This is a genomic window from Eoetvoesiella caeni, assembly GCF_003315175.1.
Classification (GTDB): domain Bacteria; phylum Pseudomonadota; class Gammaproteobacteria; order Burkholderiales; family Burkholderiaceae_B; genus Eoetvoesia; species Eoetvoesia caeni.
The window spans coordinates 127,259-150,258 of the sequence record NZ_QNRQ01000008.1 but is presented as its reverse complement, the minus strand read 5'-3'; the positions used below and the strand labels follow the sequence as shown (position 1 = coordinate 150,258).

Annotated in this window: 18 protein-coding genes and 2 riboswitches; of the genes, 4 read left to right on the top strand and 14 right to left on the bottom strand. The window is 60.5% G+C overall.

From position 1 onward, the window contains the following. Window positions 1-7: 7 nt before the first annotated feature. The 8 genes from DFR37_RS15090 to coq7 form a co-directional block, all read right to left on the bottom strand. A complete protein-coding gene (locus DFR37_RS15090; RefSeq protein WP_113934111.1) occupies window positions 8-1,156 on the bottom strand; it encodes a glycosyltransferase family 4 protein in 1,149 nt (382 codons plus the stop codon). Then, window positions 1,153-3,081, bottom strand: coding sequence for an asparagine synthase (glutamine-hydrolyzing) (gene asnB, locus DFR37_RS15085; protein ID WP_113934110.1), 1,929 nt, complete (start codon window positions 3,079-3,081; stop codon window positions 1,153-1,155). The genes DFR37_RS15090 and asnB overlap by 4 nt, the downstream gene beginning before the upstream one ends. Before the next feature lie 63 nt (window positions 3,082-3,144). Further along, window positions 3,145-4,275 (bottom strand): glycosyltransferase family 4 protein, encoded by a 1,131-nt coding sequence (locus DFR37_RS15080; RefSeq protein ID WP_242341878.1) that lies wholly within the window; start codon window positions 4,273-4,275, stop codon window positions 3,145-3,147. A 21-nt stretch (window positions 4,276-4,296) separates the two neighbouring features. Beyond that, entirely contained in the window at window positions 4,297-5,589 is a 1,293-nt protein-coding gene (gene murJ, locus DFR37_RS15075) for a murein biosynthesis integral membrane protein MurJ (protein WP_379881510.1), read from the bottom strand. 67 nt (window positions 5,590-5,656) lie between these two features. Next, window positions 5,657-6,682, bottom strand: coding sequence for an SDR family oxidoreductase (locus tag DFR37_RS15070; protein ID WP_113934107.1), 1,026 nt, complete (start codon window positions 6,680-6,682; stop codon window positions 5,657-5,659). 26 nt (window positions 6,683-6,708) lie between these two features. After that, a complete protein-coding gene (gene tviB / locus DFR37_RS15065) occupies window positions 6,709-7,983 on the bottom strand; it encodes a Vi polysaccharide biosynthesis UDP-N-acetylglucosamine C-6 dehydrogenase TviB (RefSeq protein WP_113934106.1) in 1,275 nt (424 codons plus the stop codon). An 82-nt stretch (window positions 7,984-8,065) separates the two neighbouring features. Continuing rightward, a complete protein-coding gene (locus tag DFR37_RS15060; RefSeq protein WP_113934136.1) occupies window positions 8,066-9,190 on the bottom strand; it encodes an MraY family glycosyltransferase in 1,125 nt (374 codons plus the stop codon). 567 nt (window positions 9,191-9,757) lie between these two features. Further along, window positions 9,758-10,438 carry a 2-polyprenyl-3-methyl-6-methoxy-1,4-benzoquinone monooxygenase gene (gene coq7 / locus DFR37_RS15055; protein ID WP_113934105.1) on the bottom strand — a complete coding sequence of 227 codons (681 nt, stop codon included), beginning with the start codon at window positions 10,436-10,438 and terminating at the stop codon, window positions 9,758-9,760. Between the two features lie 251 nt (window positions 10,439-10,689). Here coq7 and DFR37_RS15050 point away from each other — a divergent pair, with 251 nt between their 5' ends. From DFR37_RS15050 to aptA, 4 genes are read left to right on the top strand one after another with little or no spacing between them, the layout of a single operon-like run. Next, on the top strand, window positions 10,690-11,127 hold the full coding sequence (locus tag DFR37_RS15050) for an OsmC family protein (RefSeq protein WP_113934104.1): 438 nt from the start codon (window positions 10,690-10,692) through the stop codon (window positions 11,125-11,127). A gap of 22 nt (window positions 11,128-11,149) precedes the next feature. Next, on the top strand, window positions 11,150-11,944 hold the full coding sequence (locus DFR37_RS15045; protein ID WP_113934103.1) for a thymidylate synthase: 795 nt from the start codon (window positions 11,150-11,152) through the stop codon (window positions 11,942-11,944). Between the two features lie 9 nt (window positions 11,945-11,953). Beyond that, a complete protein-coding gene (locus DFR37_RS15040) occupies window positions 11,954-12,448 on the top strand; it encodes a dihydrofolate reductase (RefSeq protein ID WP_113934102.1) in 495 nt (164 codons plus the stop codon). A 28-nt stretch (window positions 12,449-12,476) separates the two neighbouring features. Continuing rightward, window positions 12,477-13,802, top strand: coding sequence for an omega-aminotransferase AptA (gene aptA / locus DFR37_RS15035; RefSeq protein ID WP_113934101.1), 1,326 nt, complete (start codon window positions 12,477-12,479; stop codon window positions 13,800-13,802). A gap of 121 nt (window positions 13,803-13,923) precedes the next feature. Here the strand turns inward: aptA and gcvP are convergent, their stop codons facing one another. The 6 genes from gcvP to dcd all read right to left on the bottom strand — a co-directional run bounded on the left by gcvP (window position 13,924) and on the right by dcd (window position 22,934). Next, window positions 13,924-16,803, bottom strand: a complete 2,880-nt coding sequence (gene gcvP, locus DFR37_RS15030) for an aminomethyl-transferring glycine dehydrogenase (protein ID WP_113934100.1) — start codon at window positions 16,801-16,803, stop codon at window positions 13,924-13,926. Window positions 16,804-16,869: 66 nt separating this feature from the next. Then, on the bottom strand, window positions 16,870-17,250 hold the full coding sequence (gene gcvH / locus DFR37_RS15025; protein WP_113934099.1) for a glycine cleavage system protein GcvH: 381 nt from the start codon (window positions 17,248-17,250) through the stop codon (window positions 16,870-16,872). 120 nt (window positions 17,251-17,370) lie between these two features. Then, window positions 17,371-18,468 carry a glycine cleavage system aminomethyltransferase GcvT gene (gene gcvT, locus DFR37_RS15020; protein ID WP_113934098.1) on the bottom strand — a complete coding sequence of 366 codons (1,098 nt, stop codon included), beginning with the start codon at window positions 18,466-18,468 and terminating at the stop codon, window positions 17,371-17,373. A 52-nt stretch (window positions 18,469-18,520) separates the two neighbouring features. After that, a riboswitch (glycine riboswitch) is annotated at window positions 18,521-18,634 on the bottom strand. Between the two features lie 17 nt (window positions 18,635-18,651). Continuing rightward, window positions 18,652-18,774: riboswitch (glycine riboswitch) on the bottom strand. A gap of 90 nt (window positions 18,775-18,864) precedes the next feature. Then, entirely contained in the window at window positions 18,865-20,088 is a 1,224-nt protein-coding gene (locus DFR37_RS15015; protein WP_170139936.1) for a BaiN/RdsA family NAD(P)/FAD-dependent oxidoreductase, read from the bottom strand. Between the two features lie 6 nt (window positions 20,089-20,094). Further along, window positions 20,095-22,356, bottom strand: coding sequence for an arginine/lysine/ornithine decarboxylase (locus DFR37_RS15010; RefSeq protein ID WP_113934097.1), 2,262 nt, complete (start codon window positions 22,354-22,356; stop codon window positions 20,095-20,097). An 11-nt stretch (window positions 22,357-22,367) separates the two neighbouring features. Then, window positions 22,368-22,934, bottom strand: a complete 567-nt coding sequence (gene dcd, locus DFR37_RS15005; protein ID WP_113934096.1) for a dCTP deaminase — start codon at window positions 22,932-22,934, stop codon at window positions 22,368-22,370. Window positions 22,935-23,000 lie beyond the last annotated feature (66 nt).

Here is a 23,000-nt window from a genome sequence, read left to right as displayed (position 1 = left end):
CATAGGGCTATAACGGGCTTCGGGTTTGAACCAACGCATCGGGATGCGCACCGGCCTTGACCATCAGCGCATCCCAGCCTGCCAGCACCACCGGCAGGGCATATCGTTCGCGCGTGGATTTCGCCGCCCGCTGCGCCAGGTCGCTGCGCAGATCCGCATCGCCAAGCAAGCGGCCAAGGCCGGCCGACAGCGCTGTTTCGTCGCCGGCGGGAATCAGCAAGGCGTCCGCCCCGTCGCGCGTCATATCGCGCGGGCCGCTGGGGCAGTCGAAAGCAATGCAAGGCAGGCCCAGGGCCATGGCCTCGAGCAGCACATTCGGAAACCCCTCGACCGCCGAAGTCAATGCAAACGCGTTTGCGCCGGCCAACTCCGACCACGGGGTCTCGGTACGGCCCGGCAACGCTATTCGTGCTTCCAGGCCGGCCGCGTGGACCTGCTGCTCCAGCATCGAACGCAAAGGCCCTTCGCCCCAGATCGTCAGGTCCCATTCGGGATGCTGCGACGCCAGCGCGGTAAAAGCCCGGATCAGAAGATCGAACTGCTTGTCCGGAACCAGGCGTCCCATGGCCATGATGGTGCGCCTGCCGTTTTTGTCCGGCACGCGCACCGCCAAGGGCGCTTCAAGCAGCGCCGGCGGTAAAGGATTCGGAATGACTTCCAGGCGCCTTATGCCCGGCACCATTTTCTTGAATGCCGCGACACTGGCCGGGGCCTGTACAGTGACCACGCTGGCCCTGGGGTATGTCAGGCGCCGCATCAGCTTCAGGACAGGCCCGCAACTGGCGCTGACGGCCGGATTGGTGCGTTCGCACACAATCACCGGCACTTTCGTTCCCCATAAGGCAAGCAAGGCCATCACATTGACATTGGTCAGGAACGAAACCACCAGGTCCGGCTGGACCTCGTCGACCAAGCGGCGCAAGGCGCGCAATTTATTCACGCCCGCCAGGACGCGATTGGGCGCGGCCTGCATCCTGTCGGCCAGCCAGACGAAGTCCACATGCTCGGACAAAGGATAAAAACAGACGCCTTTATGCGGAAACGTTGCCACCAGCGTGACCGAATCGCCGCGCTGCACCCAGGCGTTGGCCAAGGTAGCCGCCACGCGCTCGGCCCCGCCGGCATTCATCGAACTGACCAGGAAAACTATTTTCATGCATCCTCCGGCACCAGCCCTGAACGGGCCGACCGCGTTTGGTCAAGCCAAGCCTGAGTCATCAATACCCCCCACAGATGCGGACTCCAATCGCGCCGGCCGGACTGATGCTCGCGCCACTTCTGCAGCACCGGCCCCGCATGAAACACCCCTTCGCTGCGCAAGCGGCTTTCGTCCAGCAATGCAGCGGCCCAGTCTTTAAGCGGGCCGCGCAGCCAGGCGGCCAACGGCACGCCAAAACCCTTTTTGGGGCGATCCACCAATTCCTGCGGCACATGCCTGTACAGCAATTGGCGCAGCAGCCACTTGCCCTGGCCATTACGCACCTTGTAATTGAAAGGCAGGCGTTGCGCAAACTCAAATACCCGGTGGTCGATGAGCGGGACGCGAGTTTCAAGACTGACCGCCATGGCCGCGCGGTCAACCTTGACCAGGATGTCGTCGGGCAGATAGCTGACCGCATCCAGCAGCATCATGTTCTCAAAGAAAGGCAGCCTGGATTCGCGGTCGAATACGGTGGGCGGAACCTGCGCACCCACGACTAGCTGTGCCGGATCCTTCCAGTACGAAACGAACTGGCGATAAAACTCGCTTGCATTCGCGGCTGTCGCGGCTTGTGCCAACCGGGAGAACTGGTCCTTGCGGTGGCCTTGCGGCAACAAGCCCGCGGCGGCCCGGCCCAGCATCGCAACCGGCAAGCGCAAGCCTGCAGGCAGCGCCTCGCGCTTGCTCCACCAGTCCTGCGCCCTGAAGTAACGCGAATAACCGCCCAGCAATTCATCGCCACCGTCGCCCGACAACGCCACAGTGACGTGTTGGCGCGCCATGCGCATGACCAGCGCGGTGGGAATCTGCGACGCGTCGGCAAAGGGTTCGTCGTACAGGTCCGCCAGGCCGGGAACCACGGCCAAGGCGTCGTCCGGCGTGACATACAGCTCGGTATGCCGGGTACCCAAGTGCTGGGCAACCGCCTTGGCGTGCTCGGCCTCGTTGAAGGCCTTTTCGTGAAAGCCTATCGAAAAGGTATTGACGGCCTGCTCGTTGTGCGCCTGCATCAGCGCCACCACGATAGATGAATCAATGCCTCCCGACAAGAACGCGCCCAGCGGCACATCGGACATCATTTGCCCTTTGACGGCCGTGGACAGCACAGCTTCCAGGGCGTCGACGGCTTGCGCATCGGTTGCAAAAGACAGGCGATCGGCATGGCCCCTGGCTGCCTCTTCGTATGCAGACCAATAAACCTGCGCCTGCGGCAAGCGCAGCTGGTCGCGATCGGCTTCCGACACCTGCAGCCAAGTTCCGGGCAAGAGCTTGCGCATCGACTGGTAAACGCTATAGGGCGCCGGAATATAGTTATGGCGCATCAGCAAAGCCAACGCCCCCCGATCCAGTTCGTGGTCGAAGCCGGGCACCCTGGTCAGCGCTTTAAGTTCGGACGCAAACACCAGCGCCTTGCCGGCAAAGCCCGCGTACAACGGCTTCTCGCCAAGCCGGTCGCGCGCCAATGACAAGGTTCGTTCCTGGCGGTCCCACAAAGCAACGGCGAACATGCCGACGCTGGCCTGCAGTGCGGCCTGCGGTCCCCACGCGGCAAACGCCGCCAGCAAGGTCTCGGTGTCCGAGTGTCCGCGCCAGGCCGGCGCCTTGCCTTGGGCCAACAATTGTTCGCGCAGATCCAGGTGGTTGTAGATTTCGCCATTCAGGACCAGGACATAACGCCCGCAAGCCGACACCATGGGCTGATATCCGGCCGGGCTTAAATCAAGTATGGCCAGGCGCACATGCCCCAGCCCAAGCCCGGCCGATTCATCTTCCCAGTAGCCATCGCTGTCCGGACCGCGATGCCGCAAGCTGCGGCATGATTGCCGAATGATGGACTGACGTTCAGGCAAAGGGCCCCACGCCCCTACGATTCCACACATAGCTTCACGCCCTTTCTTGTTTTCCCATTACGCATGCTTGCACGGCACATGCCGCACAGCCGCTTACCGTCTTTCGAACACCTGCTGCCACAAGGCCATGACCCGGGCTGTCGAAAAGCGATCCAGCACGTCCACCGCGCGCTTGGCATAGGCCTCGCGCTTGGCTTCGTGCGCCATCAGGTCGGACAGATGCGCCGCCAATGCCTCGACGTCTTCCGGCGGATTGACCAGCACGCCGTCGATGCCGTTGCGGATAATTTCACGAGGTCCGGTTTCGCAATCGTAGGCAACCGAAGCCAGGCCGCTGGCCATGGCTTCCAGCAATGAATTGGACAGCCCCTCGACACGCGAGCTAAGCACGTATAGGTCGGACTGTTCGTACCAGTCGCCAATATTGCCGACGCGCCCAGCCAGCGTTATGCGTTCCGACAAGCCGGCGTCGTCGATCTGGGCCTGCAGGCTTTCGCGGTCCTCGCCTTCGCCCATTATGACAAGATCCCAGGCCGGAAAGTACTCGGCAATCCCGCGGAAGGCTTCAATAAGTAGATCGAAACCCTTGTGCTGGTGCAAACGCCCCACCGCCAACAGGCGAAAGCGACCGTTCTTTTCTGGCGGAGGCAGCACCGGTTCGCCTTGTTTCAAGGGCCAGCACACGGCATTGGGAATTACAGACAGCGCCGAGCCCGGCACGTGCTCTTCAAGCCAGGCCGCGGTACCGGACGTAAGCGCCACCACCCTGCTGGCCTGGGGGTAAGCCCAGCGACGCAGGCGCAACCACATGTCCGGCAGTTCCTGCGATGGCGGATGCGTATGTTCTGTGGCAATTACCCGGCAACCCAGGCCGCGCGCGGCCACAATAGCCAGCACCGAGGCGGTCGTCATCATGCCCAGCACCACGGCGGGGCGCTGCCTGCGTATAAGGCGCCGCAGCTTCCAGACCCGGCGCAAGTTGGCGAGCAGCGCCGACGCCCTTCCCTGGCTGGGCGCGGCTGTACCGAGCACAATGCGTTGCACCGACGGATGCAAGGCATAGGCATCGTCGTCGGCGCCGGTTTGCGTGGCTATCGAGACGCGATAGCCGCGTTCGACCCAGTAGGCGCTCAAGTCGACAGCCACGCGTTCGGCGCCGCCCCCGCTTAACGAATGGATGACAATCAATAAATGAGGCGCGGATGCGGACTGCGTAGAAGACAAAACAATACCCGTTTCAAAAAACTAGCTTGAAGTATGCCCGGCGTGCGCCGACCTCACAGCAACAGCCACGTAACAAATGTAAGACAAGGCATACATGAGGCTGGTAGCCAGCATAATGCCGGCGGCGCCCATACTGGGCGCCAGAACGAAATTCATGACGGCCTTCAGGCCGAAGTTGGCAATGGCGATAATCGCCATGATGCGATAGCGGTTCTGGCTGGCCAGCAATTGCACCAGAACCAGCACACCGAAATAGAAAGGCAATTGCAGCAGACCCCAGCGCAGGACGTGGGCGACCGAGACCGTATCCTGGGCGGTAAAAGCGCCGCGCTCGAACAAAAGCGCCACGCCCCACGGCGCCAGAATCCAGCCTACCAGCGTAGCGGCCGCTCCCGCGGCCAGCATCAGCACCGACCACTTGAGCGCCATCGAACGCGCCCGCGCCCGATCGCCCCGGCTTTGTATGTCGGCCAGTACCGGCAAGGCCGCACGCCCCACCGAGGCCGCCCCTATTCCCAGCACCAGGGACAGCAGGCGGCTGGCATAGCCCAGGGTTGCATTGGCATTGCCGCCCAGGTTGGCCGCCGTATATTGGTCGATAGGCCCGACAAAGCTCATGGCAACCTGTCCCAGCAGCATCACACCGGCCGCCTTGACCAGATCGGGCCATTGGTGCGCCGACCAGGCCAGGCGCGGCCGTCCCCACATGCCGTCGGCCCTTGCCGCCAGCCACAAAAGCCAGGCCGACTGGATAAGGTACCCGACCAGCGTTCCCCACATCAATGGCCCCACATCGGTCACTACCCCGGCAAGCAGCACCCAAACCAGGATGACGACTGCCGGAACGCTGTCCAGCAAGGTATTGATATGCCGCTCGTGCGCGCGCAAGCGCGCGGCACTGATGCCTGTTACCAGCGTCAGCAGTGCCGCCGGAGCAAAGGCTATGTTCAATTCCAGGCTCATCTGGCGCGCCTGGGCGCTAAGCCCCAGGCCGACCCAGTCCAATATCAACGGCCACAGCAGATACGTCAGTACGGCCAGCACGGTGCCGCCCGCAATAGTCCAGCCCTGCAGTTCGCCCAGGAAGCGCGCGCGCGCCGCACGGTCGTCGTAACGCGTGCGCACCAGCACGGGAATCAGGACGACCGACAAGGCGCCGACTATCGTAAGCGGCAGCCAGCTTGCCATGGTGATGGTGAACTGGTAGGCGTCGACCGCGTCGCTGACGCCGTAGCGATATGCCACGGCCATTTCCTTGAGCGCACCCGCCGCCTTGCCCAGCAACAAAAAAAAGGCGACTCGCGCCGCCCCCATAGCGATACGCCGGTGGTCGGCGTGCAAGCTGGAAAGTCTTTGAGAAAACGTTTTCAAGTCGAAAGCATCAACGCAGGAACTGTGTATACCAGGGCATTGCAACCTCCAGGCCCTGGACGATGTTATGCATGGGCTCGTAGCCCAGCAAGTTCTTGGCCTTGCTGATGTCGGCCTGCGAATGGCGCACATCGCCGGCACGGAAATCGGCATAAACCGGCTGCTTGTCGTAGACAACGCCGTTATTGCCCAACGACTTGGCCAAGTACTGGAACAGTTCGTTCAGCGAAGTGCGGGCATTGAACGCCACGTTGTAAACCTGGTTGACGCCCTCGGGCTGCGCCAGCGCGGCCAGGATGTTGGCCTGCACTGCGTTCTCGACATAGCAGAAGTCACGGCTGGTTTCGCCGTCGCCATTGACGACGACATCTTCATTGCGGATCATGGCCGACACCCACTTCGGAATGACCGCCGCATAGGCGCCGTTGGGATCCTGGCGCTTGCCGAACACATTGAAGTAGCGCAAGCCTATGCTGCCGAAGCCGTACGAGCGGGCGAACACATCGGCATACAGTTCGTTGACGAACTTGGTTACGGCATAAGGCGAAAGCGGATGCCCGATACGGTCTTCGACCTTGGGCAGGGCCTCGTGGTCGCCGTAGGTGGAGCTGGACGCGGCGTATACAAACGACTTCACGCCGGCATCGCGAGCTGCCACCAGCATATTCAGAAAGCCCGAAATATTGACGTCGTTGGTCGTGACCGGATCTTTAAGCGAACGCGGCACCGAACCCAGCGCAGCCTGATGCAAGACGAAGTCGACGTCCTTCACCGCCTTTGCGCAGGCCGCCTGGTCGCGGATGTCGCCTTCGATCAAGGTGAACTTCGCCCATTTTTCAGGACCGACGATTTTCTGGACCTCGTCCAGATTGTATTGGTGGCCGGTTGCGAAATTATCGAGCCCCACGACCGTCTGCCCCATCTGCAGCAGCGTTTCAAGCAGGTTCGAGCCGATAAAGCCGGCGCAACCCGTGACCAGCCACCGCTTGGGCGAGGTATTGAGGTCGGCCAGAACTTTTTGATAGCGAGTACTCATGTCATCAAACCTTTTTCGTTGCAGTATTACAGGCGCAAATCCGACTCGTCGGCCGTCAGGACGTATTTAAGATCGTAGAGCACATGTTCCGGTTTGCCCAGCGCGCGGATACCCTTGGGGCCAAGTTCGACGAACTGATGATGCGACACGGCAAGGATAATGCCGTCGTATGCGCCCTGTTTAAGGGTCTGAACCGGCGTAATGCCGTATTCGTGCTCGGCATCGGCAGCAAGCACCCACGGGTCGTACACATCGACATCGATGTTGTATTCGGCCAATTCGCGCACGATGTCCACCACCCGGGTGTTGCGCAGGTCGGGGCAGTTTTCTTTGAATGTAAGGCCCATGACCAGCACTTTGGAACCCTGTACCTGGATGCGCTGCTTGGTCATGGCCTTGACCAGTTGCGAGACGACATAGCCGCCCATGGAGTCGTTCAGCCTGCGTCCGGCCAGAATGATTTCGGGGTGGTAGCCGATGGACTGCGCTTTATGCGTCAGGTAGTAGGGGTCGACGCCGATGCAATGCCCGCCCACCAGGCCCGGACGAAACGGCAGGAAGTTCCATTTGGTGCCGGCCGCTTCAAGCACAGCCTGCGTATCGATGCCCAATCTATTGAAGATAAGCGCCAGTTCGTTGATCAGCGCAATGTTCACGTCGCGCTGGGTGTTTTCAATGACCTTGGCGGCTTCTGCGACGCGGATGGACTGGGCCTTGTGCGTGCCCGCAACGATAATCTCGCGGTACAGCTCATCGACCAGATCGGCGACTTCGGGGGTGGACCCCGATGTGACTTTTTTGATGGTCGAGACGCGGTGCGACTTGTCGCCCGGGTTGATGCGCTCGGGGCTGTAGCCGGCATAGAAGTCTTCGTTGAAGCGCAATCCCGAAACGCGCTCGAGCACCGGCACACAGACTTCTTCGGTGGCACCGGGATAAACCGTGGATTCGTAAATAACGATATCGCCGCGTTTCAGCACTTTGCCCAGGGTTTCGCTGGCGCGCACCAATGGCGTCAGGTCAGGTTGCTTGTATTCGTCGATGGGCGTGGGTACGGTGACGATAAATACGTTGGCTTCGGCCAGTTGCACCGCCTCGTGTGCAAAACGCAGGTGCTTGGCTTGCGCCATTTCCGGTGCGTCGACTTCAAGCGTGTGATCCTTGCCTTCTTTCAGTTCGGCGATACGGCGTGCGTTGATGTCAAAACCCAGTACCGGGCGCTTTTTTCCGAACTCGACAGCCAAAGGCAGGCCAACATAGCCCAAACCGACAACCGCTAATTTAACGTCTTGAATTTGCAACTTGAATCTCCTACGCTGCGCGCTAGTATAAGAATCAGAACACGAAAAAAAAACTTGCATAAACCGCTGGAATCGCGCCGGGCTATTTGTCGCGCCGGCGCCCCAGCGAAGGCAACAACAGCCAGGACGGGCGGCGCCAGGACACCAGCCTAGAATATAGCCAGATATAAACCGAGGCAAACGCCACCAGGCTGGCGCATAGCGCCCACGCGTTGTCCCACCAGATCGTGGCGGGCACCAAGCCCACCAATGTCAGCAGCCACAAATACGGAGACGCCATGGCATTGCACAGCGCCGGCACGGCATGGCGGCTGTCGCGGCTGAACGTGACACGCACAAGCCGCCGGAACACCAATTGATGCAAATGCAGGGCATCGGGCTGGTCGATGGGCGTGCCCCGCTTGAAGCGGCGGCGCCAAATGGAAAACAGCGTCTCGAAAACCGGATAGAAAAGCACGGCCAACGCATAGAAAGGCGAAACGCCGGGATTGCGAATAACCAGCAAGACGGCCAGTTCGGCCAGCATGAAGCCCAGGAAATAGGCCCCGCCGTCACCCAGGAACACACGGCCGAACGGAAAATTCCACACCAGAAAACCCAGCGTGGCCGCGGCCAGCGCCGTAGCAATCAAGAAAATGGGGTAGTCCTGCACCTGCAGCGCAACCAAGGCTATCGAGGCCGCCATAAGCGTGGCGACCATACCGGCCAGGCCGTTCATGCCGTCCACAATATTGAGCGCATGCGTGCACCCGCCCACCGCAACCACAGTGAAAAGCAGCGATACCGGCCAGAATGAAAGCAGCCAATCGAAACCGCTGAACCCCACCCGCGAAACGCCGCCCAGCAGCCACCATGCAATGGCCGCGGAAACGAAAGCCGCCAGCAAGCGCTTGCCCGAGCCCACGTCCTTGGTAATGTCTTCCAGCAGGCCGGCAACAAAAACCGGCATGGCCGCAATGAACAGCACCGGCCACAGCCAGGTCAGCGTCATGTTGCGCGGCCCCAGCACCAGCAGGCCGGCCAGGCTGCCCGCCACAACCGCCAGGCCGCCGACACGCGGCGTTGCGCGCGAATGCGAAGCCTGGGGCTTGTGCAGGTCGGAGTCGCCCGTAAAAGATCCATGCCAACGTTCGGACGCAACAATAAGGCCGCCGACGGTAAACGCCACGACGCAAATATAAATCCAGGTTAAAGAGTCCCAGGTCACTGGCGAAGCCACATAACCCCCATCCACAATTGATCAGACATCATTATCGGCCGTATATGTAACAGCACACCTTCATGCTCGGAAAAAGATGCAACTAAAAATATTACTCCAGATAATACGGATCTCCCTGGAAAAGCAGCCCATAGTCGGCGAAAAAGGCAAAAAAAAACCCGAGATCAAAAGATCTCGGGTTAAATCCACCAAAGGAGGAGGGTGGAGGAGACAACCTTGGCATGCCGGGCTGCTAAAGCGTTAAGCTTGAGACCGCGTGACCGGGGGTTTTCCCTCTGCAATCACGTTTCGACATCCGATAACTAAATTGTATAGAAGCACTTGCTGCATTGCAAGAATTATTTTGGATTTATGCTCAAACCGGCAAATTGTTGCATTTATGCAGCATTCCCCTAAGAAGGCAAGAGCTAAACACTAGTAAAAACCCGCGATTTGAAAAATATCTTCACGATTGTTTCGTTTTGATACTTAATGCCGCTTTGGCGTTAACCCTGCCGTATAAACCCTGAGTCGACTTTTCATCCACGCCACGATTTCGTTCGCGCTTCGGCCCTATTAGATCCGGTAAGCGGTCGTGGTCATGACTTTGGACATGCAGCGCATGGCGAACTTGACCGGACGCGGCAAAACCTGTCCCCCGCTGGCCTGGGCGGTATCCCTGTGGCGCGCCTCGTCGTCGCGCATTTGCTCGACAATACGCCTGGAGCGCTCGTCCCCTGCGGGCAAGTCCTTCAAATGAGACTCCAGGTGGCGTTCGACCTGGGCCTCGGTTTCGGCCATGAAGCCCAGGTTTCGGGAAGTGCCGCCAAGCCCGGCCAGCAAGCCCAGGGCGAACGAGCCGCCATACCAAAGCGGATTCAGATAGCTGGGCCGGCTTTGCAGTTCGCGCAGGCGCTGGTTGCACCAAACCAGATGATCGACTTCTTCGGCGGCGGCATCCCTGAAGACCTGCCTGGCCTTTTCGTCGCGGCACAGCACGGCCTGCCCGCGATACAAAGCCTGAGCGCAAATTTCGCCGACATGGTTGACACGCATCAAACCGGCGGAGTGCTTTTGTTCGGCGGCAGGCATGGCCTGCGGCCCTGGGCCGGCCTTGCCGCCGGGGTTGGGGCGGCCGGCGTGGGCAGCTCCGCTAAGCACGGTAAGCGCCGTACCCACTTCGCCAAGCAGCGCGTCCAACCGGCCTTGGCGCCTGGCAAAGCCAGGTTGCTGTGAAGTATGAAGGTGTTCGCGCATGAGTCCCCCGGCAAAACCGCAAGTTAAAATTCAAATACCGGCAACAACGGACACAGTCCCGTCTTGCCCCGGGGATCTGAACGCGCCAGGCGGCAAACAGCGGTTCGCAAAGCCGGCTGCGGGCAATTCCTTCAGCGACCCCCGGCTCAATAATATAAAAAATCCGGCACGCCGGTAGATTGCAGTTTGAATGTGGATCGGTAATCATTACCCTTTCAATACTTTTACGATTACGCAACGAGGTTGATCAAATGGAATGCACTATTGACTGGGGCGGCCCCGACGGCATGCTGTTCGTCGCACGCACGGGCAGCGGGCACATTACCGCCATGGACGGGGCACCCGACGGCGGCGGCCACAACCAGGCCCCCCGCCCCATGGAAATGATGCTGACCGGTGCGGGCGGGTGCGCAGCCTACGACGTCGTCCTTATCCTGAAGCGCGGCCGCCACAAAGTAAGCGGTTGCCGGGTTAAACTGACCGCCGAACGCGCCGAGACCGACCCCAAGGTATTCACCAAGATCCATTTTGCATTTCTCGTGACCGGAGCCAGCCTGCCCACCGCCGCGGTCGAACGCGCAGTACAGCTTTCCCACGAAAAATACTGCTCGGCCACCGCCATGCTTGGCAAGACAGCCGAAATCACCCATGCGGTTTCGATTGTCGACACACAAGCACCCGCCCCCTAACCTACGACGCCCGGTAATACTTATGCACCAATACGAAGACTTCATGCGCCACGTCTTTGAGCACGGCCAAACCAAGACCGACCGCACCGGCACGGGCACGAGGTCGATATTCGGCCATCAAATGCGTTTCAATCTTGCAGAAGGCTTCCCGCTTGTCACCACCAAAAAGCTGCACACCAAAAGCATCTTCATAGAACTGCTGTGGTTTTTGCGCGGCGACTCCAATGTACAGTGGCTACAAGAACGCGGCGTCAGCATCTGGAATGAATGGGCCGACGAACAAGGCAACCTGGGGCCCGTATATGGGGTGCAATGGCGCTCGTGGCCCACGCCCAGCGGCAACAACATCGACCAGATCTCGCAGGTTCTGGAACAGATTCGCAGCAATCCCGACTCGCGCCGGCTTATTGTTTCGGCCTGGAATGTCAGCGACATTCCCAATATGGCGCTACCGCCCTGCCACGCCTTTTTCCAGTTCTATGTTGCCGACGGCAAGTTGTCCTGCCAGTTGTACCAGCGCAGCGCCGATATTTTCCTGGGCGTGCCGTTCAATATTGCCAGCTACGCCCTACTGACGCACATGGTTGCGCAACAGTGCAATCTTGACGTCGGCGACTTCATCTGGACGGGCGGCGACTGCCATCTTTACAGCAACCACTTCGACCAGGTCCAATTGCAGCTGTCGCGCGAACCGCGCCCCTATCCCAAACTGCATATCAAGCGCAAGCCGGCCAGCCTCTTCGATTACGAATACGAAGACTTCGAAATCACCGACTACGATCCGCATCCGCACATCAAAGCGCCCGTGGCGGTTTAAGGGCTGCTCATGACCCAAGTTCGCATCAAGTTCGTCGTAGCCTATTCCGACAACCGCGTCATAGGCCGCGACAACGCGCTGCCCTGGCGCCTGCCCAGCGACCTGGCCCACTTCAAGCGCAACACCATGGGCCAGCCCATTATCATGGGACGTAAAACCTGGGAATCCCTGGGCCGCCCCCTGCCCGGCCGGCCCAACCTGGTGATCAGCCGCGACCCGGAATTTAGTGCGCAAGGCGCAACGGTGTTCAGCTCGCTAAACGCTGCGCTGGCAAGCTGCCCTCCCGGCGGCACGGCCTGCATTATCGGCGGCGCGCAAATTTTCGAACAGGCGCTTCCCCTGGCCGATGAGATCGTCGCCACTGAAGTCCATGCTCAAGTCGAAGGCGACGTGTTTTTCCCGCCCTTGCCGCAATCCGAATGGGAAGAGGCCGAAAGGCTGGCGCAGCCCGACGAAAACGGCTACAGGTTCGACTTCGTGGTGTATCGCCGTAAAAAACCATGATCATGTCTTTTGCATCAAAAGGGCCAGCATGAACGACAACGCCAGCATTCCCGACCTTTCCAACCTTTGGATGCCGTTTACGGCCAACCGGCAGTTCAAGCAGCGCCCGCGCCTGCTGGCCAGCGCCAAAGGCATGTATTACACCGACATCAACGGCCGGCGAATACTGGACAGCACTTCGGGGCTATGGTGTGTCAATGCGGGACACGGCCGCCAGGAAATCATCGACGCCATCACGCGCCAGACCAGCACCCTGGACTATGCCCCGGGTTTTCAAATGGGCCATGCGGGCGCCTTCGAAGCCGCAGCGGCAGTTGCCAAAATCATGCCGGCGGGCCTGGATCGCATATTCTTCACGAATTCGGGCTCGGAATCGGTCGACACTGCGCTGAAAATCGCCCTGGCCTACCACCGCTCGCTCGGCGAAGGCTCGCGCACGCGCTTCATCGGCCGCCAGCGCGGCTATCACGGCGTAGGCTTTGGCGGCATATCGGTGGGCGGCATTACGCCCAACCGCAAGGCGTTTTCGGGCGCCCTGCTGCCGGCCGTCGACCATCTTTCGCATACGCACAGCCTGGAACACAATGCGTTCAGCCGGGGCCAGCCGGCCTGGGGCGCGCACTTGGCCGACGAACTCGAACAGCTGATCGCCCTGCACGACGCCTCGACCATCGCCGCCGTCATCGTCGAACCCATGGCCGGTTCGGCCGGCGTGCTGCTGCCGCCCAAGGGCTATCTGGAAAAACTGCGAGCCATCACCGAAAAGCACGGCATTTTGTTGATCTTCGACGAAGTCATCACGGCCTTCGGACGCCTGGGCGCAGCCACGGCCAGCGACTTCTTCGGCGTTGTACCCGACCTTATCACCCTGGCCAAAGGCATCAGCAATGCCAGCGTGCCCTGCGGGGCGGTCGCCATACGGCGCGAAATCCACGACGGCATCATGAACTCAGCCGCCGGCGGCATCGAGCTGTTCCACGGCTACACCTATTCGGGCCACCCCTTGGCCATGGCTGCCGTACTGGCCACCCTGGAAATCTACGAACGTGAAAAACTGTTTGCGCGCGCCAGTGCAATGGCGCCCAAGCTCGAAGCGGCCGCGCACAAACTCAATGGCGTGCGCCATGTGGTGGACGTTCGCAATCTGGGACTGGTGGCGGGCATAGAACTGGCCGCAAGGCCCGGAGCCCCCGGAACCCGCACTGAAGAAGCCTTCCAGGCATGCTTCGACCAGGGCGTTCTTTTACGCTATACCGGCGACACCATCGCCGTTTCGCCCCCGCTTATCGTCGAAGACGAACAAATAGACCGGCTCTTTGCCACCATCAAGTCGGTGCTGGAAAAGCTGGATTGATGCAAAGGCGGTCTGCTCACCGACGCTTGCCGATGCGCAGACCGCCATGTTTACAGGAACTGACGCAAAAGCTGCGATATTTCCAGAGGTCATGCAAGCGCCGGTCCTTGACAGCAATCCGTCAAGCGCTGACAGCACTATTCATATAGTCTTCCATGGGCGGACAAGAGCAGACCAAGTTGCGGTCCCCATAGACGTTATCTACGCGGGCTACGGGCGGCCAGTACTTATCGTGGCGCAAGCTGCTTAGGGGGTAGGCTGCCTCTTCGCGGCTATAGCCGTGTTCCCACTGCGACACCATCAGCATCTGCGCCGTATGAGGGGCATTTGTCAGGACGTTGTCCAGTTTGTCCCTTTCGCCGCTTTCAATCTGCGCGATTTCACCGCGGATGGCGATCATCGCATCGACAAAGCGGTCCAGCTCGGCCAGCCCCTCGGACTCGGTGGGCTCGACCATCAGCGTCCCGGCCACCGGAAAGCTCATGGTGGGCGCATGGAAGCCGTAATCGACCAGCCGCTTGGCAATGTCTTCGTTCGATATGCCGCAGCTGTCTTTGATGGCGCGGATATCCAGAATGCACTCGTGCGCCACACGGCCTTTGGGCCCGGCATATAGAACCGGGTAGTGCCCGGCAAGGCGCGCGGCAATATAGTTGGCGTTAAGAATGGCAACCTCGGAGGCCCGGCGCAAGCCGTCCGCGCCCATCAGGGCGATATAGACGTATGAAATCGGCAAGATGCCGGCCGAACCGTAAGGCGCCGCGGCAACAACGCCGCCGGCGCCGGCCGGCAGCTCGCCCCTGTCGTTCAGGATGCCCGGCAAGAACGGCACCAGGTGCTCGCGCACGGCAACGGGGCCGACGCCCGGGCCCCCGCCGCCATGCGGAATGCAAAACGTTTTGTGCAAGTTCAAGTGGGAAACGTCTGAACCGAACAGGCCGGGTTGGGCCAGGCCCACCATGGCATTCATGTTGGCCCCGTCCAGATATACCTGCCCTCCGGCCTCGTACACCAGGGCGCAGATTTCTGTAATGGCCGTTTCGAATACGCCATGCGTGGACGGATAGGTGATCATCAAGGCCGCCAGGCGGTCGCCCACCTGCGCGATCTTGAGCTTGAGGTCGGCCACATCGACATTGCCATGGCTGTCGGAAGCCACCACGACAACGTCCATGCCGGCCAACTGGGCCGAAGCGGGATTGGTGCCGTGCGCCGACGCCGGTATCAGGCAGGCATTGCGCTGGGCCTGTCCATTGGCGCGATGATAGGCCTGGATGGCCAGCAAGCCGGCGTATTCGCCCTGGGCGCCCGAGTTGGGCTGCAGGCTTACGCCCGCATAGCCGGTAATTTCGCACAAGGCCGCGGCCAAGCGGCCGATAAGCTCTTGATAGCCCTGGCTTTGGTCGGCCGGCGCGTATGGATGCAAGTCGGCAAACTCGGGCCAGGTAATGGGAATCATCTCGGCCGTGGCATTCAGCTTCATGGTGCATGAACCCAGCGGAATCATGCTGCGGTCCAGCGCCAGGTCTTTGTCGGACAGGCGGCGCATATAGCGCAGCATATCGGTTTCGGACTGAATGCGCGAAAACACAGGGTGCTGCAAAATGGCGGATTGGCGTTGCAATTGAACGGGAATGCCGGTCTGCTGGCCGGTCGTGGCGCCTGCTTCGGGCAAAGTTTTGCCCAGGGCCTGCGCAAACACGTGCAGTATGTCGTTCAGGTCTTGCGCATCGACTGTTTCGTCCAGCGAAACGGCAAGGCGGTCAGTGGCCACCTGACGCAAATTGATGGATGCCGCCTGTGCCGCGCGCACAATGGCCGGCGTATGCGTGCCGGTTTCCAGCAGCAAGGTATCGAAGAATCCGTCGTTGACGCACGGCACGCCCAATGCCTGCAGCGAGTCGCGCAAGAAGGCCGTATGCCGGGCCACGCGCTGCGCCATGCGCCGGATGCCGGCCGGCCCGTGCCAGACGGCATACATGCCGGCCATGATGGCCAGCAGGGCCTGGGCGGTGCAAATATTGGATGTGGCCTTTTCGCGCCGTATGTGTTGTTCGCGCGTTTGCAGCGCCAGGCGCATGGCGGGCTGGCCCTGGCTGTCTTTGGAAACGCCGACCAGCCGGCCCGGCATATTGCGCTTGAACGCGTCTTTGCACGCCATGAAGCCCGCATGCGGGCCGCCGAATCCCAAGGGCACGCCAAAACGCTGGGCCGACCCGATGGCGATATCCGCTCCCCATTCGCCCGGCGGTGCAAGCACGGCCAAAGCCAGCAAATCGGTGGCTACCGCCACCACGGTATCCTGGCCATGGGCGGCAGCGGCCAGCGCATGGTAGTCGGCCACCTGGCCCAGGCTGTGCGGATATTGCAGCAGCACGCCGAAGCATGGGGGCAGGCCTTGCGCCTCGTCGCCCACCACCACATCGATATCCAGTCCCGCCGCGCGCGTCTGCAGGACGTGCAGGGTTTGCGGATGGCAATGGATTGAAGCGAAGAACACCCGGCTTTTGGACCGCGAGCCTCGCCGCGCAAGGCTCATGGCTTCGGCCGCGGCGGTGGCTTCGTCAAGCAGCGAGGCATTGGCAATGTCCAACGCCGTCAGGTCGGCCACCATGGTCTGGAAATTAAGCAGCGCCTCGAGGCGGCCCTGCGAGATTTCGGGCTGGTAGGGCGTATACGCGGTATACCAGGCCGGGTTTTCAAGAATGTTGCGCAAAATGACATTGGGAACATGCGTGCCGTAATAGCCCTGCCCAATATAATTTCGAAACACGCGGTTGCGCCCCGCTATCTGCTTTAGCTCGGCCAGTACGCTGGCCTCGCTGCGCGACTGCGGCAGGTTCAGCGCTTCCGTTTTAAAGATGCTGGCCGGCACGACCTCGCGTATCAAATCCTGCAGGCTGTCCGCGCCAATGGCAGCCAGCATTTTTTCCTGCTCGGGCGCGGCAGGCCCAATATGGCGAAAGACGAAATCGGAATAAGAATGCGATTCGCGCAACATGTACAAAAACCCCGTCTAAAAAAAGTGCGCCATGGAACGCCGCGCACAAAGCGTTGGCAGCAATGATCAGCCGGCGTCGACCAGGGACTGGTAGCCGTCGCCGTCAAGCAGGGCATCGACGTCGGCAGCGTTGTTGGGCTTGAACTTGAAAATCCAGGTGTCGAAAGCAGCCTGGTTGATAAGGTCGGGCTGCCCGTCCAGCGTATCGTTGAAGGCGACGATTTCGCCGTCGACCGGAGCATAGAGGTCGGAGGCCGCTTTGACCGACTCGACCACACCGGCGGTATCACCCGCGCTTAAGGCCGCACCAACCTTGAAGTCGCCGACAAACACCAGGTCGCCCAATTGGTCCTGGGCGTTATCGGTAATGCCAACCTGGAACACGTCGCCGTCGGCCTTGACCCATTCGTGGGTAGACGTGTATTTGCGATCATTGGGTAGACTCATATTCATTCCATAAAAAAATAAAATTGACCACGCACTGCGGCAAAGCTGCGCCCATAAACGCGTAGCGTAGCGGCAAGACCCTTTGGCGGGGCCGGCATTGCCTTGAGTTGCGACGAAAAATCAAGCGTCCAGTATTTTGCCATGGCGCACCAGGGGCATTTTTACTATTTCGGCAGGCACCCATTTGTCGCGGATATGCACTTGAACCTGGTCTCCAACCGCCACTCCCAGCGGTACCCGGGCCATGCCGATGGAGACGCCCATAGTTGGCGACATGGTGCCGCTGGTCAGTTCGCCCTCGCCCTGCGCGCAACGTACGGCCATGTGGGCGCGCATGACGCCGCGTTCCAGCAGCTTGACGCCAACCAGGATCCGGTCGTTGGGCGCCGCCTCGAGCGCGTCGCGCCCGATAAATTCACGTTCGGGGTCGGTCATGGAAACCGTCCATGACAAAGCGGATTCGGCGGGCAGCACGGATTCGTCCATGTCCTGCCCGTACAGATTCATGCCGGCTTCCAGCCGCAAGGTATCGCGCGCGCCCAGGCCGCAAGGCCGCACGCCCAGCGCCAGCAAATCGTTCCAGAGCGTTTGCGCCTGCGTGGCGGGCAGCATGATTTCAAAGCCGTCTTCACCGGTATAGCCGGTGCGCGCCACCATACAGCCGTCGGCCAGCACGGCGGCCGAGAATGGCTTCAGGGCTTCGGTGGCAGCCCGCCAGGCTGGACGCGCGGCCCACGCCTGCCTGCGGGCATTTGGCCCTTGCAGCGCAATCATGGCCAGGTCGTGCCGGGGCTGCAGGCTTACATTGAAGTGCTCGGTATCCGCCACGCGCCGCATCCATTCCAGGTCGGCCTGGGCCGTGCCGGCATTGACAACGGCACGCCAGGTTTCGGGATCGAAGAAATAGACGATAAGGTCGTCGATGACCCCGCCTTCGGGATTCAGCATGCACGAATACAAGGCCTTGCCCGGCTGCGTGAGGCGGGCCGCGTCGTTGGCCAGGAGGCGGCGCAAATAGGCTTTGGAATCGGGGCCGGCAATGTCGATGACCAGCATGTGGGAAACATCGAACATGCCGCTGTCGCGCCGAACTGCGTGATGCTCTTCGATTTGCGAGCCGTAGGAAACAGGCATTTCCCAGCCGCCGAAGTCGACCATTTTGGCGCCGGCATCGACATGGGCATCATACAAAGGGGTACGCTTTAACGCAGAAGGCATGAAAACTCCGGAAGGCAGGACAAGGACGGAACACAACAATATAAATAGCTGAGACCGCCCTTCTGTCCTTTGTGCCTGAGAGTTTCCCCGAGTTGCGGGATTCACCTTCGGCGCCCGCTGCCGGCATGGTTGATGCGGCGGCGCGAGTCTCTCCAGAATGCTGTCTTGCTTCAATGGCAAAGCAATGCAAAAGTGGTACGGGGTGCCTGAGCGATTCTGGGCGAATTGCGCCTTCGGCGGTCAATAAGTACCTTTGCGGGGTTTGCCGCCCCACGGCCAAAATTGACTCTCTCCCACTTTGCAATAACAGCAGCGCAAAGCATACATCGAAAGCCTGCGATTGCAAAACAAAACAGGTAAAAAAAGATGCGAAGAATTATTGCCGTGCGCGCAGTGTCAGGCAGCCTTGTGCAGGCTCCTGCCGCAAGCCGCGCCAGAGGCCCAGGCCCACTGGAAGTTGTAGCCGCCCAGCCAGCCGGTCACATCCAGCGCCTCGCCCACAAAATACAGGCCAGGCACCGACTTGGTCTGCATGGTTTTTTGATCGATGCCGCGCGTGTCGACCCCGCCGCGCATGACCTCGGCCTTTTTATAGCCCGCCGTTCCGGTGGGGTGCAGCGTCCAGTTGTGTATGCGCTCGGCCAAACCGCGCAAGGTTTTGTCGGGCATATCGGCCAGGCGCATGGCGCCCAGCGCCGTCCCGTCCTGCCCGGGCTCGCTGGCCAGCCATTGCTCGGCCAGGCGCCGCGACCACAAGGCGGCAAGAACGGATACCAGGGCCTGGCGGTTGCCCGATTTACCGGCAACCCATTCGTCGCCCAGGCGCTTGCCCGGCGCCAAATCCAGCATGATGGCCTCGCCGGGATTCCAGTAGCTGGAAATCTGCAATATGGCGGGGCCGGACAGGCCCCTGTGCGTGAACAGCAGGTCTTCAAGGAATTCAGTCCGGCTCTTTCCGCTGCCGCAGCGTACGGCGGCTTCCAGCGCTATGCCGCTCAATAACCCGAACGGCGCCCATTGCTGGGCGTCGAAGGTCAGCGGCACGAGCGCCGGGCGTGGTTCCACCACCTTCAGTCCAAACTGGCGCGCCATCCCCAGCGCAAAGTCGGTTGCGCCCAATTGCGGGATTGCCATGCCGCCCGTGGCCAGGACGACTTGCCGCGCGCGGATTTCGCCCTGGGAAGTGTCAAGGCGAAAGTCGTCGGCCTGCCGCGTCAGCGACTTGATCGTGCAAGCCATGCGCCAGGCCACCTTGCCCGCATCGCATTCGCGCCTGAGCATGGCAATGATGGATTCGCTGGAGTCGTCGCAAAAAAGCTGGCCCCGATGTTTTTCGTGCCAGCTTATGCCGTGGCGCTCGACCAGCCCAATGAAATCGCGCGGGGTATAGGCGGCCAGCGCCGAGCGGCAGAAATTGGGATTCTGCGAAAAGAAATTGGCGGGCGTCGTGCCGATATTGGTAAAGTTGCAGCGCCCGCCGCCCGATATCCGGATCTTCTCTCCCAGCTTTTCGGCGTGGTCCAGCAGCACCACGCGCAGGCCGCGCTGGCCGGCTTGCGCCGCCGCCATCATGCCGGCGGCCCCGGCGCCTATCACCGCCGCATCGAAAACGCCAGTCACCACGCGCTAATCTTCGCGTATGCAGTCAACGTAAGAGCGTACCTGCCCGTCAGGGCCGATGTCCTTGGCCAGGCCATGCACATCGGTTTCAAAACCGGGAAAGCGCAGATTGAACTCGCGTGCAAACTGCAGGTAATGAATAATGCGCTGGTTGAAGCGTTCACCGGGAATCAACAGCGGAATGCCGGGTGGATATGGGGTCAGCAAGACGCCGGTCACACGGCCCTCCAGGTCGTCGATGGCAACGCGCTCGACCTCGCGGTGCGCCATCCGGGCGTAGGCGTCCGACGGCTTCATGGCGGGCACCATGTCGCTTAAATACATCTCGGTGGTCAGGCGCGCCACGTCGTGGGCCCGGTAGGCTTCGTGGATTTCCTGGCACAGGTCGCGCAAGCCCATTTTCTCGTAGCGCTTATGCACTTTGCAGAAGTCCGGCAAAATGCGCCACATGGGGTGGTTGCGGTCGTAGTCGTCCTTGAACTGCTGCAACGCGGTCAGCAGCGTGTTCCAGCGGCCTTTGGTAATGCCGATGGTGAACATGATGAAGAACGAATACAGCCCGGTTTTTTCGATGACCACGCCATGCTCGGCCAGGTACTTGGAAACCAGCGCCGCCGGAATGCCGGTTTCGGCGAACGTGCCCGAAATATCCAGGCCCGGCGTAACGACCGTGGCCTTGATGGGATCCAGCATGTTGAAGCCGGAAGCCAGGTCGCCAAAGCCGTGCCATTCGTCGTTGGCCTCCAGCAGCCAGTCGTCGCGATTGCCGATACCGTCGGCCGCCAGGCGATTGGGCCCCCATACCTTGAACCACCAGTCGTTCTTGCCGTACTCGGATTCGACCTTGCGCATGGCGCGGCGAAAGTCCATGGCTTCGCTGATGCTTTCTTCCACCAGGGCCGTGCCGCCGGGCGGTTCCATCATGGCCGCCGCCACGTCGCAGGACGCAATAATGGCGTACTGCGGCGAAGTGGATGTGTGCATGAGGTAGGCCTCGTTGAACACATTGCGGTCGAGCTTGCGCGACTGGGAGTCCTGCACCGTAATTTGCGAGGCCTGCGACAAGCCTGCCAGCAATTTATGGATGGAGTGCGTAACAAAAACCAGGGCATCCTCGCTGCGCGGGCGGTTCTTGCCGATGGCGTGCATGGAGGTATAGAACTCGTGGAACGGCGCGTGCGGAATCCAGGCTTCGTCAAAGTGCAGGGTATCGATTTCCGAACCCAGCTTTTCCTTGATCATTTCCACGTTGTAGCTAATGCCGTCGTACGTGCTTTGCGTCAGCGTAAGAATGCGCGGCTTTTTGTTCTTGAGCTTGCTGGCAAACGGATTGGCTTCGATCTTGCGCAAAATGCTTTCCGGCTCGAATTCCTCGAGCGGAATGGGGCCGATAATGCCCAGATGGTTGCGCGTGGGGCGCAGGAATACAGGGATGGCGCCCGTCATGGTGATGGCGTGCAGGATGGACTTGTGGCAATTGCGGTCGACCACCACGACGTCGTCCATGGCCACGTTGGCGTGCCACACGATCTTGTTCGAGGTAGACGTGCCGTTGGTCACGAAAAAGCAATGATCGGCGTTGAAGATGCGTGCGGCGTTCAGTTCGGACTCGGCCACCGGCCCTGTGTGGTCCAGCAACTGGCCCAGCTCGTCGACGGCGTTGCAGACGTCGGCACGCAGCATGTTTTCACCGAAAAACTGATGGAACATCTGCCCCACCGGGCTTTTCAGGAAGGCCACGCCGCCCGAGTGCCCCGGGCAGTGCCACGAATACGAACCGTCTGAAGCGTACTTGACCAGTTCGCGAAAAAACGGCGGCGCCAGGCTGTCCAGATACGCACGCGCTTCTCGGATGATATGGCGCGCCACGAATTCGGGCGTATCTTCGAACATATGGATAAAGCCGTGCAGCTCGCGCAGAATATCGTTGGGAATATGCTGCGAAGTGCGGGTTTCGCCGTACAGGTAAATGGGGATGTCTTCGTTGCGAAAGCGCAGCTCGCCAATGAAAGAACGCAGGTTCTTGATGGCGTTGGCCACGTCTTCGGGCGAGTCGACGTCGAACTCCTCATCGTCGATCGACAAAATAAAGGCGCTGGCCCGGCTTTGCTGCTGCGCAAACGAACTAAGGTCGCCATAGCTGGTCACGCCCAGCACTTCGACGCCCTCGGTCTCGAGGGCGGCGGCCAGCGCGCGAATACCCAGCCCCGAAGCGTTCTCGGAACGGTAGTCTTCGTCGATGATAACGATGGGAAAACGAAATTTCATACCAATAACTCCTAGGTACGGGGCAAGGTCACGCCTTGCTGGCCCTGATACTTGCCGCCGCGATCGCGGTACGAAGTTTCGCAAACCTCGTCGCTTTCAAAAAACAGCATTTGTGCGCAGCCTTCGCCCGCGTAGATCTTGGCGGGCAGCGGGGTCGTGTTGGAAAATTCAAGCGTGACGTGGCCTTCCCACTCGGGTTCAAGCGGAGTGACGTTCACGATAATGCCGCAGCGCGCATAAGTGCTTTTGCCCAGGCAAATGGTCAGCACGCTGCGCGGAATGCGAAAGTATTCGACCGTGCGCGCCAGCGCAAATGAATTGGGCGGAATAATGCAGACGTCGCCCTTGAAGTCGACGAAGGATTTTTCGTCGAAAGCCTTGGGGTCCACGATGGTGGAGTTGATATTGGTAAATATCTTGAACTCGTCGGCGCAGCGCACATCGTAGCCGTAGCTGCTGGTGCCATAGCTGACAATGCGTCCTTTTTCGGTGCTGCGCACCTGCCCCGCCTCGAAGGGCTCGATCATGCCTTGGGCTTGCGCAACGCGTCGAATCCAGCGATCACTTTTAATGCTCATAACTCAACCTTATTTCGTGGGCGCCTATTTTATCGCTTACCCAGAATGAATGGGCGGCAAACCGGC